16 protein-coding genes are annotated in these 14,674 nt (G+C 69.5%); 7 read left to right on the forward strand and 9 right to left on the reverse strand.

Annotated elements, in window-relative coordinates:
* Positions 1-35: 35 nt before the first annotated feature.
* Genes J2126_RS16745 through J2126_RS25815 form a run of 3 tightly spaced genes read right to left on the reverse strand, consistent with a single transcriptional unit; the run spans position 36 to position 2,556 of the window.
* Positions 36-377: a DUF1491 family protein gene (locus tag J2126_RS16745; protein ID WP_209488018.1), complete on the reverse strand. Its 342-nt coding sequence runs from the start codon at positions 375-377 to the stop codon at positions 36-38.
* 14 nt (positions 378-391) lie between these two features.
* A complete protein-coding gene (locus tag J2126_RS16750) occupies positions 392-1,081 on the reverse strand; it encodes a peptidoglycan-binding domain-containing protein (RefSeq protein WP_209488019.1) in 690 nt (229 codons plus the stop codon).
* Positions 1,078-2,556: a sensor histidine kinase gene (locus J2126_RS25815; protein WP_209488020.1), complete on the reverse strand. Its 1,479-nt coding sequence runs from the start codon at positions 2,554-2,556 to the stop codon at positions 1,078-1,080. The genes J2126_RS16750 and J2126_RS25815 overlap by 4 nt, the downstream gene beginning before the upstream one ends.
* A 260-nt stretch (positions 2,557-2,816) precedes the next feature.
* Here J2126_RS25815 and J2126_RS16760 point away from each other — a divergent pair, with 260 nt between their 5' ends.
* Together J2126_RS16760 and J2126_RS16765 are read left to right on the forward strand one after the other, a co-directional pair.
* Positions 2,817-3,305 (forward strand): DUF5330 domain-containing protein, encoded by a 489-nt coding sequence (locus J2126_RS16760; RefSeq protein WP_209488021.1) that lies wholly within the window; start codon positions 2,817-2,819, stop codon positions 3,303-3,305.
* Positions 3,306-3,472: 167 nt separating this feature from the next.
* On the forward strand, positions 3,473-3,895 hold the full coding sequence (locus J2126_RS16765) for a SufE family protein (protein ID WP_209488022.1): 423 nt from the start codon (positions 3,473-3,475) through the stop codon (positions 3,893-3,895).
* Between the two features lie 26 nt (positions 3,896-3,921).
* Here J2126_RS16765 and J2126_RS16770 read toward each other — a convergent pair whose 3' ends face one another.
* The 3 genes from J2126_RS16770 to J2126_RS16780 form a co-directional block, all read right to left on the reverse strand.
* The gene (locus J2126_RS16770; protein WP_209488023.1) at positions 3,922-4,362 is read right to left on the reverse strand and encodes a DUF3775 domain-containing protein; all 441 of its coding nucleotides are present in this window, start codon (positions 4,360-4,362) and stop codon (positions 3,922-3,924) included.
* Positions 4,363-4,433: 71 nt separating this feature from the next.
* A complete protein-coding gene (locus tag J2126_RS16775) occupies positions 4,434-4,988 on the reverse strand; it encodes a hypothetical protein (RefSeq protein ID WP_209488024.1) in 555 nt (184 codons plus the stop codon).
* Positions 4,989-5,315: 327 nt separating this feature from the next.
* Positions 5,316-6,287, reverse strand: a complete 972-nt coding sequence (locus J2126_RS16780; protein WP_348634325.1) for a GntR family transcriptional regulator — start codon at positions 6,285-6,287, stop codon at positions 5,316-5,318.
* A gap of 306 nt (positions 6,288-6,593) precedes the next feature.
* Between J2126_RS16780 and J2126_RS16785 the strand changes: the two genes are divergently transcribed.
* Positions 6,594-7,691, forward strand: a complete 1,098-nt coding sequence (locus J2126_RS16785; protein ID WP_209488026.1) for an Ldh family oxidoreductase — start codon at positions 6,594-6,596, stop codon at positions 7,689-7,691.
* A 252-nt stretch (positions 7,692-7,943) separates the two neighbouring features.
* Here the strand turns inward: J2126_RS16785 and J2126_RS16790 are convergent, their stop codons facing one another.
* Complete coding sequence (locus J2126_RS16790; protein ID WP_209488027.1) at positions 7,944-8,372, reverse strand: acyl-CoA thioesterase; 429 nt, start codon at positions 8,370-8,372, stop codon at positions 7,944-7,946.
* Complete coding sequence (purD, locus tag J2126_RS16795; protein WP_209488028.1) at positions 8,372-9,637, reverse strand: phosphoribosylamine--glycine ligase; 1,266 nt, start codon at positions 9,635-9,637, stop codon at positions 8,372-8,374. Before purD ends, J2126_RS16790 begins: the two co-directional genes overlap by 1 nt.
* A gap of 167 nt (positions 9,638-9,804) precedes the next feature.
* Between purD and xseA the strand changes: the two genes are divergently transcribed.
* Entirely contained in the window at positions 9,805-11,250 is a 1,446-nt protein-coding gene (gene xseA, locus J2126_RS16800) for an exodeoxyribonuclease VII large subunit (protein WP_209488029.1), read from the forward strand.
* Between the two features lie 75 nt (positions 11,251-11,325).
* The gene (locus J2126_RS16805; RefSeq protein WP_209488030.1) at positions 11,326-11,550 is read left to right on the forward strand and encodes a DUF2093 domain-containing protein; all 225 of its coding nucleotides are present in this window, start codon (positions 11,326-11,328) and stop codon (positions 11,548-11,550) included.
* Between the two features lie 167 nt (positions 11,551-11,717).
* Here J2126_RS16805 and J2126_RS16810 read toward each other — a convergent pair whose 3' ends face one another.
* Positions 11,718-13,058, reverse strand: coding sequence for a dihydroorotase (locus J2126_RS16810; protein ID WP_209488031.1), 1,341 nt, complete (start codon positions 13,056-13,058; stop codon positions 11,718-11,720).
* A gap of 77 nt (positions 13,059-13,135) precedes the next feature.
* Here J2126_RS16810 and J2126_RS16815 point away from each other — a divergent pair, with 77 nt between their 5' ends.
* Both J2126_RS16815 and J2126_RS16820 read left to right on the forward strand, forming a co-directional pair.
* The gene (locus J2126_RS16815; protein WP_209488032.1) at positions 13,136-14,011 is read left to right on the forward strand and encodes a YgfZ/GcvT domain-containing protein; all 876 of its coding nucleotides are present in this window, start codon (positions 13,136-13,138) and stop codon (positions 14,009-14,011) included.
* A 13-nt stretch (positions 14,012-14,024) separates the two neighbouring features.
* Complete coding sequence (locus J2126_RS16820; RefSeq protein ID WP_209488033.1) at positions 14,025-14,636, forward strand: DNA-3-methyladenine glycosylase I; 612 nt, start codon at positions 14,025-14,027, stop codon at positions 14,634-14,636.
* Positions 14,637-14,674 lie beyond the last annotated feature (38 nt).

Here is a 14,674-nt window from a genome sequence, read left to right on the forward strand (position 1 = left end):
AACCGGACGTTAAGAAGCGGCCGCGCGAGGGACCGCTACTCGGCGATGTCGAGGAAGTGCCGCCCCTGGCGGTCCTCGATCTCCAGAACGAAGATGTCCGGGTCGAACTTCGCCTCCCGGGCGATGCGCGCGTCGGCGTCCGCCTCGGGGCTGCCGGGTGCGACCAGCGTGGAGAATTTGCGGTCGGCCGGAAAAGACTCGTCGAAGGCGGTCTGTGGCGCCGGGCCATAGAGGGCGGCGGTGCCGTCGAGGCGGGCCACCTTCACGAAGACGGCGCCGGCCTCCTCGGCCCCCTTGCGCACCAGGGCCGCGAAGGCGCCCTCCACCTGGCAGCGGCGGATGAGGGCGGAGACGAAGATCGCGCTCTTGAGACGCATTCAGCCACGCGCCATCAGTTCAAGGCCATGCCGGAGACCGCGCCCAGCTCGCGCACCAGCTTGTCGGTGATCTCGCCGTCCGCGGCAATGCCGCGATCGCGCTGGAAACGCACGATGGCGGCGCGCGTCTCACCGCCCGGCCGCCCGTCCACCTTGAGGGGACCGTAGCCGAGCTTCGCCAGCGCCTTCTGCACGGAGAGGATGCGCGGGGAGGCGACCACGTCCGCCGGCGGGCGCACCGCGCCGGTGATGTCGCCGGCCGAGACGAGGCCGGCCGGCGGGCGGTTCGGCGGCGCCTCGCTGCGCGCATTGGCAGTGCGCGCGCCCGTCGCCGGCACCAGCGGGGCGGCCGTGCCCGTCACCGACGTGCGGATGGAGAGGTAGCCCAGCGAGCCGGTGGTAGCGCCGCCGGTCGCCGGCGCGGAGGTCGTGGCCGTCCCGGTGCCGGTGGAGGTCAAGGGAACGGTGGTGTGGTTGATCTTGCCGGCCCCGGCCGGGCGCGCCATGGGCAGCGGCGCGCCGGGGCGGGGCGTCTGCAGGATGAGCGCGTTGGCGAGGAACGCACCGCTTCCCGCCAGCGCCACCAGCGCGGCCACCACGTCGAGCCGGCGCAGCCGGCGCGCCTGCCGCGCGGCCTCGTCTGCCTCCGCCGCCTCGGCGAGTTCCGGCGGCGCTGCGCTTGCGGTGGCGGTTTCCAGCTTCATGCCGACCTCTTTGAACGTGTGTCGTCCATGCGCGCCGGAAACGGCGCGATGTTGATTCCCTGTCCCGGCTCGCGGGTCTCGACGGCGCCGGAGATCGGCAGGCTCACCGACACGCTGGTGCCCCGGCCGAGCGCGCTTTCCACCCGCACGTCCCCGTCGTGCAGCTTCACGAGGCCCTTCACCACGGCAATGCCCAGTCCCGAGCCGCGCGCGCGCTGGATGCAGTCGCCCGCCTGGAAGAAGGGCTCGCCGAGCCGCGCCACGTCCTCCGGGCGCATGCCGGGACCGGTGTCGCGCACGCGGATGATGAGTTCGTCGCCCTGCACGCGCACGCCCACCTGCACCCGCCCACCGGCCGGGGTGAATTTCACCGCGTTGGAGAGCAGGTTGAGCAAGATCTGGCGCAGCGCGCGCTTGTCGGCATCGAGCAGGGGCAGGCGCGCGGGCAGCTTGCTCTTCACGCTCACCCCGGTGCGCTCGGCATCGAGCGCCACCATCTCGGCGCAGCCGGCGACGAGGGCGCCCACGTCCACCGCTTCGCGCTCCAGCACATAGGCGCCCGCCTCCACCCGCGACAGGTCGAGGATGTCGTTGACGAGACCGAGCAGGTGCTGGCCGCTCTCATGGATGATGCGGGCGTAGTCGGCCTTGCGCGCATCGTCGAGGGGGGCGCCGGTCTGTGTCGCCAGCAGTTCGGAAAAGCCGAGGATGGCATTGAGCGGCGTGCGCAGCTCGTGGCTCATGGCGGCGAGGAAGCGGCTCTTGGCGGCGTTGGCGGCCTCCGCCTCGGCGCGGGCGCGGGCAGCGGCGTCGGCCTTCTGGCGCTCCGCCTTCATCTGCTCGGTCTGGGCCTGCTGCCAGGGCGCCCGCCAGGAGACGCGCACGACACCGCCCCGCATGGCGCGGCAGCGCGCCTCGGCGGTGAGGAAGGCGGGCGCGCCGTCGCCGGCCGCGTCGCAGCGCAGGCGCAGCTCCAGCGTCGCCGGCCGCCCGCGCGAGGCGGCTTCGACGGCGGAGAGGAACGCGGGACGGTCGGCCACAAGAACCCGCTCGAACAGGGCCATGCCCTCCAGCGCGGCGGCCGCCGTGGCGGTGAAGGGGCCGCCCTGCCGCTCGACCCGCACCACCTCGCCGCGCGGGCCGTGGCAGGTGACGAGCAGCATGTCCGAGGGCGGCGCGGCGCTGGCCTTGGTGGCGGCGCGGGCGAGGCCGCCGGCCACCGCCGCGAGGGCGGCGCAGACGAAGCCGCTGGCGAGGAGAGGGGTGGCGTTGAGGAGGCCGCCGGTGGCGAGGCCGGAGGCTTCCGCGAGCAGCACCAGTCCGCCCGAGCCGAGGCCGAGGATACCGAGGCCGCTCAGCACGGCGCCGGTGAGGCGGCCCAGCCCGGCAAGGCGCGGCAACGCCTCCCGGTCGCCGCCGTCGCGGGCCGGGATGGGCCGCGCACCGGCCGCTGCATCGCCGAAGACGTGAGCCACGTCGCCCCCTGTCAAGTGCCGTTGTTCGCGGTCGCGGATCGACGCCCCGCCATCGCGTTTCGCAAAACCTTGCCACGGCGGGCTTTAAGCGAACGCTAAGCCGGCGCCGATCCACCGCCATCAGCGTTAACGATGTCTTGAAAAGTCGGGGCATGTCGCCCCGCCGGCGGCGCACGGAGGGGTGCGGGAGTGGTAATGTCCAAGGGCGCGAATTCAGCTTCGCCGCTGTTTGGGGTTCGCCCATTCTGCAAGAGGGAGCGATGTTCTTCCTGTTCCGCCTCGCCTTCTGGATCGGCCTCGTGCTGCTGCTCCTTCCGTTCGGCCTCAAGGGCTCCGACGGGCGGGACGTGAGCGTGTTCGACGCCTTCGGCGCCGCCCAGGCGCTCGTGGCGGACATGCGGGGCTTCTGTGATCGCCAGCCGCAGGCCTGCGCGGTGGGCGGCCAGATGGCCGGCCATCTCGTGGAGAAGGCGCAGGTGGGAGCACGCTGGGTGTACGAATCCCTCGGCCGCCAGGACGGCGTGCCGCCCCAGCCCGTTTCCGGAACCGCGCCGGCCCTGCCGGGCAAGGACCCGGCGGAGAAGGGCAGCGCGCTCGATCTCACGCCGCAGGATCTTCTGCCGCTGTGGGGTGGGGGCGATGCCGCCAAGCTCGTGGTGCCGCATGGCTTCCAGCCCGTTTCCGGCCAGCCGCCCCAGACCATGACCCCCACGCAGCCCCCGCCGCTGCCGCCCCGTCGCCCGGCCTGACGTCTCGCCCCAGCCCATTTCCCCCGCGCGCTTGCGCTCCGCGGATCCGGTGCCATCTTCAGGCTGTGGATTTGGCGGGCATTGCTTGCCGGCTGTGCTATGCTGCAGCGCAAGGACAGGCGGCCCCGATTTTTGCCGGCCGTCACGGGTGACGAGGAATTGGCCTCATGATTGCTGATGATCTGATCGCGGATTTTGAATTTCTCGACAATTGGGAAGACCGCTACCGGCATGTGATCGAGCTTGGCAAGAAGCTGCCGCCGTTCCCCGAGGCCGAGCGCAACGACACCAACAAGGTGCAGGGCTGCGCCAGCCAGGTGTGGCTCATCTCCCATGTGAAGCAGACCCCCGCCGGCCCTCTGCTGGAGTTCGAGGGCGATTCCGACGCGCATATCGTGCGCGGCCTCGTGGCGGTGCTGCTCACCCTGGTCTCCGGGCGCACGCCCAAGGAGATCATGGAGACCGATATTCTGGGCGTGTTCCGCCAGATCGGTCTCGAGGGGCATCTCACGCCGCAGCGCTCCAATGGGCTGCGGTCCATGGTGGAGCGCATCCGGGGACACGCCCGAAACGCGCTCGCCGCCGCCTGATCGCGTGCCTCTCCCGCCGGCCGGCGTCAGAGCCGGCCGAACTCCACGTCGGCGCAGGAATAGCCGAGGCGGGTGAGGCCCTCTTCCAGATAGTCGCCCACCAGCGGCATGCCCATCAGGTAGCGCGCGGCGGAGACGTCGCGGCTGGCGGCCGCTTCGGCGCGCAGGGCATTCCAGGTGGAAATGTCCTCGTCGCCGCGCCCCAGCCAGGCGAGGGTGACGAGATCGATCTGCTGGTCCTCGTTGAGCGCGGCGATGGCGCCAGCGAGTTCCTGGTCCACCGGATCGTCCGGGTGGTCCTCAAGCACCTCCAGCATGCCGTCGTCCGGCCCATCCGAGCCGGGATCTGGATCCGTCACCGCATCCTTCGCATCGCGGGCGCGAGCTTTGACGATGATGTAGCAGACGGTCTCGGGCGAGATGCTGAGTGTGACGAGATTGTCGTCGGGGATCGGGTCGGGCGCCATGGGCGGTCCTCCTCGGGCGTGGGTATCCCAGAGGAAATCGCCGGCCGCCCAACCGGTTCCGTTTCGCGCCCTCAGGCGTCCGCGCGCACGCTGATGGTTGCGGCCGCGAGGCGTTGGTAGAGCCGGCGCTGCCCGGCGAGGGGCCACCAGTCGTAGAGGAAGATTTCCATGGGTCGCCACAGCGCCACCCAGCCGAGGATCAGCAGGCCCTCGGCGGCGAGGCTGGCGAGGTTTTCCAGCCGCGGCTCGGCGATGAGGCCGGCGATGCCAAGGCACAGCGCCAATACCAGGATGCCGATGGCGAGCGAGACGCGGCCAACCCGGAACAGCTCCGACAACTCCGCCGAGAGCGCCCGCGCCCTCAGTGTGAAATAGCCGCGGATGGCATCGGGAAGGCCCGCCGCCTCGCTGGTCAGCGCCTCATCGGGCGTCAGATGGACCACGATGGAGATCGGCGCGCCGCGTGGCAACTCGCGCGCCCACTCCACGATGAAGGCTTCCGCCTCCGCGTCGAGGTCACGTTCCCGGAAGGGGAACGGGTCCAGCATATTGAAGAGCTGCGGGACCCGCTCGACGCGAATCTCGATTGTGGAGTCTGCGGGATCAAGCCCGGTGACTGGGGTCACGGTAAAGAGGTCGCGCCTCAGCGATGGGTGCGGCGAGCGCGCACGCGTACCGGAACCAGCTGCCTCTGCTTGGCGGCGAGCTGCGCGAGCGCAACCGCTGCAAGGCCAGCGAGAACAACTGCGGAACCGGCAACGAGGGACAACATCTGATCCTCCACCACCACGCCGAACATCCCGATTGCCACAAATTTCCGAGAGGAAGGGAGCAACCGATGCGCCGGCGAATAATGCAATCTTAACCGGGTTCGCGCGGTTCGCCACCCGTCCTGATCAAGAAATGTTCCGTTTTGGCGCGATCGGAAGACCTATCACGCCGAATTGCGAGCCTCAGAGCGGCGAAAGATAAGGCAGCGGGCCGGGACAGAATTCCCGCCGCACCCGGTCGAGCCGCTCCACCGCCCGGCCGAAAGACCCGCGCAGGTGATTGCGTAGCGCATCCGCGGCGCCCTCTATATCCGCCGCCGCGAGGCGCTCGGCCACGTCGAGATGCTCGGCGATGAAGGGCTCGCGGCCGTGCGGCTCCGGCGCGCGCGCATAAAGGAAGGTGAGAGCCACCAGCAGCGTCTGGCAGGTGGCCAGCGCCTCCATCAGCGTGGCATTGCCGCAGCGGCCGAGCAGGCCGACGTGCAGCTCGTTTTCCAATATGCCAAGGCGGGCGCCGTCCACCGTATCGGGGTGGGCGGCGGCATCGCGCAGATTGGCCCTCAGCGTCGCCACCTGCCCGGGGGCGAGGTGCGGAAAGGCGAGGCGCAATGCCCCAGGCTCCAGGATGGCGCGCATCTCGAACAGCTCCGCCACATAGGCGGGCGTCAGTGCCGGCGCATACCAGTGAAGCCGGGTGTCCTTGCGCACGACACCGCGTTCGTTGAGACGCGAGAGCACCTCGCGGGCGACCGTGCGGCTGACGCCGTAATAGGCGGCGAGGTGGTTCTCCACCACGCGGAAGGCACCGAGCGCGGTGCGCGAGACCACCTCCTGCTCCACGTCCGCATAGATGCGCTGCCAGGTTGATTCGGGCGCGAGCTGGATCGTCGCTCCGTCGCTTATGGTCTTCGCCGACACGACGGGCGGGGGACCCGCCAGGGGCAGCACCTCAAAGCCGTGGCCGTCACTGCGGCTGACGAGCCCCACCCGCTCGAGCCGCGCCAACGCCTGCCGGGCCGGTGCGCGGGAGATGCCGAAGCGCTCGGCGACGCGGGATTCCAGCAGCCGCTCCCCGGGCGCGAGCGCCCCCGAGGCGATCTGCGAGGCGAGAATGTCGAAGGCGCGTTCGTGCAGGCGCGGGGCGATGCCGGCCACCGGGCGCGGCCGCCGACCGGCTGGGGATAGCTGTTCCCCGGCCGCGCTGGCGGCTTTGATTGTCCCGTCCCGTCCGCTCACGCGCCTCGTCCGTCTGTCAGCCACACGGCCAGCCCTTCCGGCAACGTGCCCCATGTGCGGACAAATGCCAAGTTAACCAGTGGGTTACATCTGGCCTGCCAGCGGCACAGATGCCTGATCGAACGGGGTACGACAGGATGTTTGCACCGATATCGTCCGGTGCATACAAAGGACGTAGCGAAACGACCGATTGTCCCGCCTGAACGTCGTCCCGAGGATCCACCCATGTCCGCCCCGGTTTCCGCCTCTGCTTCCTGCCGCGCCTCCTCCCTTGAGCGCCATCGCGAGGACGCGCTTTTCGCCTTCTGCACCGCAGCCCTCGGGGCAGCGGGGGCGGATGCGGCGAGCGCGGAGGCGGCGGCCCGGGCCATGCTGCACGGCTCGCGCTTCGGTGTGGATAGCCACGGCGTGCGGTTGCTGGATCATTATGTGACGGTGATCGCGGGCGGGCGGGTGAACGGCCGGCCCGCGCTCGACTTCCGTGCAGGCGCGGCGGCGGTGGCGACGCTCGATGCCGGCCACGGTCATGGGGCGCGAGCGGCCTACGCGGCCATGGACCGGGCCATGGAGAATGCCGCGCTCTACGGCATCGGCGCGGTGGCCATCCGCAACTCCTCACACTTCGGCGCGGCGGGCGCCTATGCGCTGGCGGCGGCGGAGAAGGGCTTCATCGGCCTTGCCTTCTGCAATTCGGACAGCCTCGTGCGCCTGCATGGCGGGGCGGAGCGCTTCCACGGGACCAACCCCATCGCCATGGGCGTGCCGGTGAAAGGCGAGGCGCCGTGGTTCCTCGACATGGCGACCAGCGCGGTGCCTTACAACCGCGTGCTGCTCTACCGCAGCCTCGAGCAGTCCCTGCCGCCGGAGGTCGCCTCCGATGGCGATGGCTTCGACACCACGGATCCCCACAGGGCGGAGATGCTGGCCCCGCTGGGCGCGGCCTTCGGCTTCAAGGGGGCGGCGCTCGCCGGCATGGTGGAGATATTCAGCGCCGTCCTGGCGGGCGCGCGGCTGTCGTTCGATCTCGCGCCCATGGGCGGATCGGATGTCGCCACCCCGCGCAATGTCGGCGCCTTCGTGATGGCGATAAAGCCGGACGCCTTCCTGCCCGAGGAGGAATTCGACGCCGCCATGCGGCGCTATCGTCAGACATTGCGCAATTCACGCCCCGCGCCGGGGGATATGGTGATGGCCCCGGGGGACCGGGAATGGAAGGTGGCGGACGAGCGCCGCCGCGACGGCATTCCCATCGATCCTGCCACCGCCGAGGCCTTCGACCGCATCGCCGCGCGTTTCGGTCTCGTCCGGCCCAAAGCCGTTTAGCCTCAGGCCTTTCAGCCGAAGACGACCGCCGCGACGATGATGCTGTAGGCGGTGAGGAAGAGCAGGCTGTCCCGCAGGACCTGTCCGCGAACCGCTGTCATGATGACCTCGTGAATTTCACTTTCAACTATTTCTCCGAATTTAATATCTAATGTAAATACACGTCAAAAACATAATTTCTATGTGATTTATGGGCGTGCAAAGTCGGTTCTCGACGAGGGGTCGGTGTGTCAGGGAACCGGCGCGGCCCTGTCAGGCCATCCGGACCGCTTCCAGGGCGGCACGCATATCGTCGGGCAGGGGCGCAGCGCGGCGTTCGGTGAGATCGAAGAGCACGACCACGGTCTCGGCCGTCGCCATGCATTGGCCATCCTGAAAGATGGCCTGCCGCATGCCGACGGAGGAGCGGCCGAGGGATGTGACGCCCGTGCCGATCTCCGCCTCTCCCGGCCAGTGCATCTCCGCCCGGTAGTCCAGCACGAGGCGGACCAGCGCGAAGCCCATGCCCTGAGGGGCGAGCCGGCGCGGCGTCAGCAGAAGGTGGGTGCGCCCTGTCTCCAGAAAGGTGGAGAACACCGCATTATTGACGTGGCCGAGCATGTCGGTGTCGCCATAGCGGATGGTATCGCGCGCCTTCACCGGGAAGTCGGCGAGGACAGGGAGTGGCGCCTTCTCGGCCATCAGCCGGCCTTTCCGAGCGCGCGCCAGCCGATGTCGGACCGGAAAAAGCCGTCCGGCCAGTCGATGCGGGCGATGGCGGCATAGGCGCGTTCGCGGGCCTCGGCCAGCGTGGCACCCGTGGCGGTCACGTTCAGCACCCGCCCGCCGTTGGAGACGAGATGTCCGCCCTTCATCCGCGTGCCGGCCTGGAACACGGTGACGCCCTCCAGCGCAGACGCCTCCCCGATGCCGCCGATGGGCGAGCCGATCTGGTGCGGCCCTGGATAGCCGCGCGAGGCATAAACCACCGTCATGGCCGAGACCGGCGCCCAGGCCGGCGTCACCTCGGCGAGGCGGCCGGCGGCGGTGGCGTGCAGCACCTCGGCCAGATCGCCGGCGAAGCGCGGCATCAGCACCTGGCATTCGGGATCGCCGAAGCGGCAATTGTATTCGACCAGCTTGGGGCCGGCGGCGGTGAGCATGAGCCCGGCATAGAGCACGCCGCGATAGGGTGTGCCCGCCTTCGCCATGGCGCGGGCGGTGGGGACGAGGATCTCCTCCAGCGCGCGGCGCTCAAGCTCTTCCGTCAGCACCGGGGCCGGAGAATAGGCACCCATGCCGCCGGTGTTGGGGCCGAGGTCGCCGTCATAGGCGCGCTTGTGGTCCTGGGCGCTGCCGAAGGCGACGACGGTCTCGCCGTCAACGAGGGCGAACAGGCTCGCCTCCTCGCCCTCCATGAATTCCTCGATGAGCACTTCGGTGCCGCCGCCGGCGAAAACCTGCTCCACCGCATCCACCGCTTCCTCGACCGTGAGGGCGACGACGACGCCCTTGCCGGCCATCAGCCCGTCCGCCTTCACCACGATGGGCGCGCCCTGCGAGCGGATGTAGGCGGCGGCCTCGGCGGTGGAGGTGAAGCGGCCGAAGCCGGCGGTGGGAATGCCGTTGGCCTTGCACAATTCCTTGGTGAAGAGCTTCGAGCCCTCCAGCCGCGCGGCCGCCGCCGTGGGACCGAACGCGAGGATGCCGGCAGCGGCGAGGCGATCCACCAGGCCGGCCACCAGCGGCGCCTCGGGGCCGACCACCACCAGGTCGATGGTGTGCTCCTGGCACCATTTCACGATGGTGTCGTGGGCGGAGAGCGGGATGCCTTCCACCACGTCCGCGTACTCGGCGATGCCCGGATTGCCGGGCAATGCGTAAAACTGGCCAATGGTGGGGCTCTGCGCCAGCTTCCAGGCGAGGGCGTGCTCACGCCCTCCCGATCCGAGCAGCAGGATGTTCATGCGGCCTCCCCCGAATTTCCAGCGGTCTTGGTTTCCGGCGATCTTGGTTTTCTGCTCTCCTCGCCTATCGGCTCAAGGCCGCGCAAACAAGGGGCCGGGCTCTGCGCTCGCCGCATGGGGCACCTTCCCGTTATGCTGGCTGACCACCCATCCGGGTTCCGATTCGCATGACCGATGATGCCGAAGTCAGGGCCAACGCGCCCGAATGGAGCGTTTCCGAGCTGTCCGCTGCCCTGCGCCGGACGGTGGAGGACGCCTACGGCCACGTTCGGGTGCGGGGCGAAATTTCCGGCTATCGCGGCCCTCATTCCTCCGGCCACGCCTATTTTTCGCTGAAGGATGCCGGCGCGCGGCTGGACGCGGTGATCTGGAAGGGCACCTTCCAGCGCCTGCGCCTCAAGCCCGAGGAGGGGCTGGAGGTGGTGGCGACCGGCAAGCTCACCACCTATCCGGGAAAGTCCGGCTACCAGATCGTCATCGAGTCGCTCGAGTTCGCTGGCGCCGGCGCCATCATGGCCATGCTGGACGAGCGCAAGCGCCGCCTCGCCGCCGAGGGCCTGTTCGATCCCGCCCGCAAGCAGGAACTGCCGTTCCTGCCGAAGGTGATCGGCGTCGTCACCTCGCCCACGGGGGCGGTGATCCGCGACATCCTCCACCGCCTAAACGACCGATTCCCCCGCCGGGTGCTGGTGTGGCCGGTGCGGGTGCAGGGCGAGACCTCGGCGGCCGAGGTGGCTGCCGCCATCCGCGGCTTCAATGACCTGCCCGAGGGCGGCCCCATCCCCCGGCCGGACGTGATCGTGGTGGCGCGCGGCGGCGGCGCGCTGGAGGATCTGCTCGGCTTTTCCGACGAGGCGGTGGTGCGCGCGGCGGCGGAGAGCATGATCCCCCTCGTCTCGGCCGTGGGCCACGAGACCGACGTGACCCTCATCGATTTCGCCGCCGACGTGCGCGCGCCCACGCCGACCGCTGCGGCGGAGATGGTGGTGCCGGTGCGCACCGATCTCATATTGACGGTGGAAGACCTCGGCGCGCGCCTATTCGCCGCGCCGCTGCGCCTTCTGGACCGCCGCCGTGCTGATTTGCGCAGCCTCTCGCGTCTTCTGCCCGCCGCCGAAACCCTGCTGGCCCAGCCGCGCCAGAGGCTCGACCTCGCCGCCGAGCGGCTGCCGCGCGCGCTCAAGGCCAACGCCTCCGCCCATCGCCTGCAACTGGCGGCGGCCAAGGCGCGCCTCTCGCCGGAGGCGCTGCGCACGCGAGTGGCGCGGGCAGGAGAGCGTCTCGACGTGCTGGACGGGCGCATGCGCCGGGCGCTCGATGTGCAGAAGGAGCGCCGCACGGCGCGCCTCGCCTCGCTCTCTCAGCTTCTAAAGGTGCTTTCTTACAAGGAGGTGCTGGGTCGCGGCTTCGCGCTGGTGCGCGATGGCGGCGGCCATGCCGTGCGGCGGGCGGCGGATATCGCGGAGGGTTCGACGCTGAGCCTCGAATTCGCCGATGGCCGCGTCGCAGTGCGGGCCGGGGAGGGGCCTCCGGCACCGTTGCCTCCTGCGGCGCCGCGCACCCCGGCCCGCAAGCCAAAGAAGGTTGAGGGGCCGACGCTGTTCGACCCCTGATGGCGCGCCCCTTTCGCGTTGCGGCGCAAAGGGCTATCCTCACCGTAAACCAGTTTTCGGGACGCTCCCCAGGTGATGAACAGATTCGAACGCTTCCCCGAGCCCCATGGCGAGGCGGAAGTGCGCTACCTCGATGGTGAATTCCGCATCCTGCGGCCCGGCAGCTTCGTGCGCTGCGCCGTGACCGGGCAGACCATCCCGCTCGACGAACTGCGCTACTGGAGCGTCGATCTGCAGGAAGCCTATGCCAGCCCCGAGGCCGTGCTCACCCGCGTGCGGGAGTTGCCGCCGCAGGGGTAAGGGGCGGCGTCAGTTGCCAACGACCGTCATCGCCCGGCTTGTCCGGGCGATCCACGGGTGGGTCGGGTGGGCGTTACGGACATCGCGCCGATGGATGGGTGGATCGCCCGGACAAGCCGGGCGATGACACACCATGATGAGCGGGCTTAGGCCGGAGCCGTCCCGCCTCATTCTTGCGGCTGAAGCGTCTCCAGGAAGCCGATGGGCTGGCCGCTGGACGGTCCCGTCAGCTCGCCTTCCCACATCACCTTGCGGCCGCGCACGAAGGTGCCGACGGGCCAGCCGGTGACCTCCTTGCCGTCATAAGGCGTCCACTGCGCGCGCGACGCGATCCAGCCATTGGTGATGGTGGCGCGGCGCTTCAGGTCCACCACCGTGAAGTCGGCGTCGTAGCCCACCACGATCCGCCCCTTGCGGGCGATGCCGAAGAGGCGCGCCGGGCCGGCGCTGGTGAGGTCGATGAAGCGCTCCAGCGTCAGGCGGCCGGCAGCCACGTGATCGAGCATTAGCGGCACCAGCGTCTGCACGCCGGTCATGCCGGAGGGGCTTTCGGGATAGGGCTTGTTCTTTTCCTCCAGCGTATGCGGCGCATGGTCGGAGCCGAGCACGTCGACGACGCCGTTGCTGATCGCCGCCCACAGCCCGTCGCGGTGGCGCTCGCCGCGCACCGGCGGGTTCATCTGGGCCAGCGTGCCGAGCCGCTCGTAGCACTCAGGCGCGGCCATGGTGAGGTGATGGGGCGTCACCTCCACTGAGGCCACGTCGCGCGCATCGGCGAGGAAATCCATCTCCTCGGCCGAGGTCACGTGCAGCACATGCACCCGCGCGCCGGTCTCGCGGGCAAGGTTCACCAGCCGCCGGGTGGCAGTGAGGGCCGCGATCTCGTCGCGCCACACAGGATGGGAAGAGGCATCGCCGGGCACACGCAGGCCCTTGCGCTCCTGCAGGCGCGGCTCATCCTCGCAATGGAAGGCGGCGCGGCGGCGGATGACCTTCAGGATGTTGCGCACGCCATCGTCGTCCGGCACCAGCAGCGAGCCGGTGGACGAGCCGATGAACACTTTGACACCGGCGGCGCCGGGCAGGCGCTCCAGCTCCGGCAGGTCCTTCACATTGTCATGGGTGCCGCCCACGTAGAAGGCGAAGTCGCAATGCATGCGGTTGGTCCCGCGCGCGATCTTGTCTTCCAGCGCGGCGGGATTGGTGGTCTGCGGAATGGTGTTCGGCATCTCGAACACGCCGGTCACGCCGCCCATGACGGCAGCGCGGGAGCCGGTCTCCAGGTCTTCCTTCTGCTCCAGCCCCGGCTCGCGGAAATGCACCTGCGTGTCGATGACGCCGGGCAGGATGTGGAGGCCGGTGGCGTCCACCACCTCGCCCGCGCTCGCGGCGGAGAGGTCGCCGATGGCGCGGATGCGCCCGCCCGTGACGCCGATGTCCGCAACGGCAATGCCGGCGGGGGTCGCGACCGCGCCGCCCTTGAGCAGCAGATCGAAAGTCACGGGCATGGGACAGGCTCGCTCTTGAAGGGGACAGGCTCGCGGCCTTAAATCTGTTTTTTATTTTGCTGACAAGGACGGCCCCCATGCCGCTCATTCATTTGACCGATCGTACCCTCATTCGTGCCGATGGCCCCGATGCGGTGAAGCTGCTGCACTCCGTCATCACCTGCAACGTGAAGACCATGGCGCCGGGAGACGCCCGCTATGGCGGCCTGCTGACTCCGCAGGGCAAGATCATCTCCGACTTCCTGTTCTATGGCCTCGCGGAGGAGAGCTTCCTGTTCGACGCTCCCGTTGACCGGGCGGAGGATCTCCTCAAGCGGCTGATCTTCCATCGTCTTCGTGCCAAGGTGACGTTCGCGGTGGCGGCCGACCTCGCGGTTGCCGCCGTGTTCGGCGATCACGGCGCCCTGCCGGACGGCCGGCTCTTCACCGATCCGCGCTATCCTGGCCTCGGCCAGCGGCTGGTGCTGGACAAGGCTGCGGCGGACGGGCTTTCGAGCGACCTTGCCGCCTATGAGGCGCACCGCATCGCCCTCGGCATCCCCAAGGGCGGCGCCGATTTCACCTATGGCGACACCTTCCCCCACGAGGCCGACATGGACCAGCTCGGCGGCGTGGATTTCAGGAAGGGCTGCTATGTGGGGCAGGAGGTGGTGAGCCGCATGGAGCACCGCTCCACCCCGCGCAACCGGCTGGTGGAGGTGATCTTCCCGACCCCGCTGGCGGTGGGGCAGGAGATCGTGGCCGGCGACAAGAGCGTGGGCCAGCTCACCTCCGTTACCGAGGGGCGGGGCATCGCCACCGTTCGCCTCGACCGCGCCACCGATGCCCGCGCCGAGGGCGTGCCGCTGAAGGCGGGCGCGGTGGAGGTGGAACTGCGCAAGCCCGAATGGGCGACCTTCCCGCTGGACTGGGAAAAGAAGGTCAGCGCGCTGGACGCCAAGTTCAAATCATAAGGAGCCCGAAAGAATGGACGAGGTCGCACCGAAGCCCGTGCGCGAGCCCCTGATCGCGCACGGGGACGGCCACGCCCGCTGCTTCTGGTGCGGCACCGATCCCTTCTACATGGCCTATCACGACACCGAATGGGGCGTGCCCGAGCGCGACAGCCGCGCCCTGTTCGAGAAACTGCTGCTGGACGGCTTTCAGGCCGGCCTCTCGTGGATCACCATCCTCAGGAAGCGCGAGAATTTCCGCCGCGCCTTCGACGGCTTCGAGCCTGAGGTGATGGCGCGCTACGACGCCGCCAAGGTGGAGGCGCTGATGCAGGATGCCGGCATCGTGCGCAACCGGGCCAAGGTGGAGGGCGCGGTCCTCTCCGCCCGCGCCTATCTGGAGCTTCGGGACAAAGGCATCGCCTTCACCGATTTCATGTGGGACGCGGTGGACGGCGAGACGAAGGTGAACCGCCCCCGCCGCATCGCCGACATTCCGGCCGAGACCGCCGAATCAAAAGCGCTCTCCAAGCGGCTCAAGGCGGCGGGCTTCAAGTTCGTCGGCCCGACCATCGTCTATGCCGCCATGCAGGCGTGCGGCCTCGTGGACGATCATCTGGAAGGCTGCCACTGCGCGAAGGGGTGAGGCGAAGGGCGTGCTGCGCCGGAACCGGGGACAGGCGC

This window comes from Xanthobacter flavus (assembly GCF_017875275.1).
In the GTDB taxonomy this organism is placed as follows: Bacteria; Pseudomonadota; Alphaproteobacteria; order Rhizobiales; family Xanthobacteraceae; genus Xanthobacter; species Xanthobacter flavus_A.

Bases quoted from the DNA above. Each gene is read 5' to 3' on its own strand.
- J2126_RS16785 (WP_209488026.1), top strand. From the start codon at position 6,594: ATGTCCGCCCCGGTTTCCGCCTCTGCTTCCTGCCGCGCCTCCTCCCTT.
- J2126_RS16790 (WP_209488027.1), bottom strand. From the start codon at position 8,372: ATGGCCGAGAAGGCGCCACTCCCTGTCCTCGCCGACTTCCCGGTGAAG.
- J2126_RS16765 (WP_209488022.1), top strand. From the start codon at position 3,473: ATGATTGCTGATGATCTGATCGCGGATTTTGAATTTCTCGACAATTGG.
- J2126_RS16820 (WP_209488033.1), top strand. From the start codon at position 14,025: ATGGACGAGGTCGCACCGAAGCCCGTGCGCGAGCCCCTGATCGCGCAC.
- J2126_RS16805 (WP_209488030.1), top strand. From the start codon at position 11,326: ATGAACAGATTCGAACGCTTCCCCGAGCCCCATGGCGAGGCGGAAGTG.
- J2126_RS16770 (WP_209488023.1), bottom strand. From the start codon at position 4,362: ATGGCGCCCGACCCGATCCCCGACGACAATCTCGTCACACTCAGCATC.
- J2126_RS16760 (WP_209488021.1), top strand. From the start codon at position 2,817: ATGTTCTTCCTGTTCCGCCTCGCCTTCTGGATCGGCCTCGTGCTGCTG.
- J2126_RS16750 (WP_209488019.1), bottom strand. From the start codon at position 1,081: ATGAAGCTGGAAACCGCCACCGCAAGCGCAGCGCCGCCGGAACTCGCC.
- J2126_RS16745 (WP_209488018.1), bottom strand. From the start codon at position 377: ATGCGTCTCAAGAGCGCGATCTTCGTCTCCGCCCTCATCCGCCGCTGC.
- J2126_RS16810 (WP_209488031.1), bottom strand. From the start codon at position 13,058: ATGCCCGTGACTTTCGATCTGCTGCTCAAGGGCGGCGCGGTCGCGACC.
- xseA (WP_209488029.1), top strand. From the start codon at position 9,805: ATGACCGATGATGCCGAAGTCAGGGCCAACGCGCCCGAATGGAGCGTT.
- purD (WP_209488028.1), bottom strand. From the start codon at position 9,637: ATGAACATCCTGCTGCTCGGATCGGGAGGGCGTGAGCACGCCCTCGCC.
- J2126_RS16815 (WP_209488032.1), top strand. From the start codon at position 13,136: ATGCCGCTCATTCATTTGACCGATCGTACCCTCATTCGTGCCGATGGC.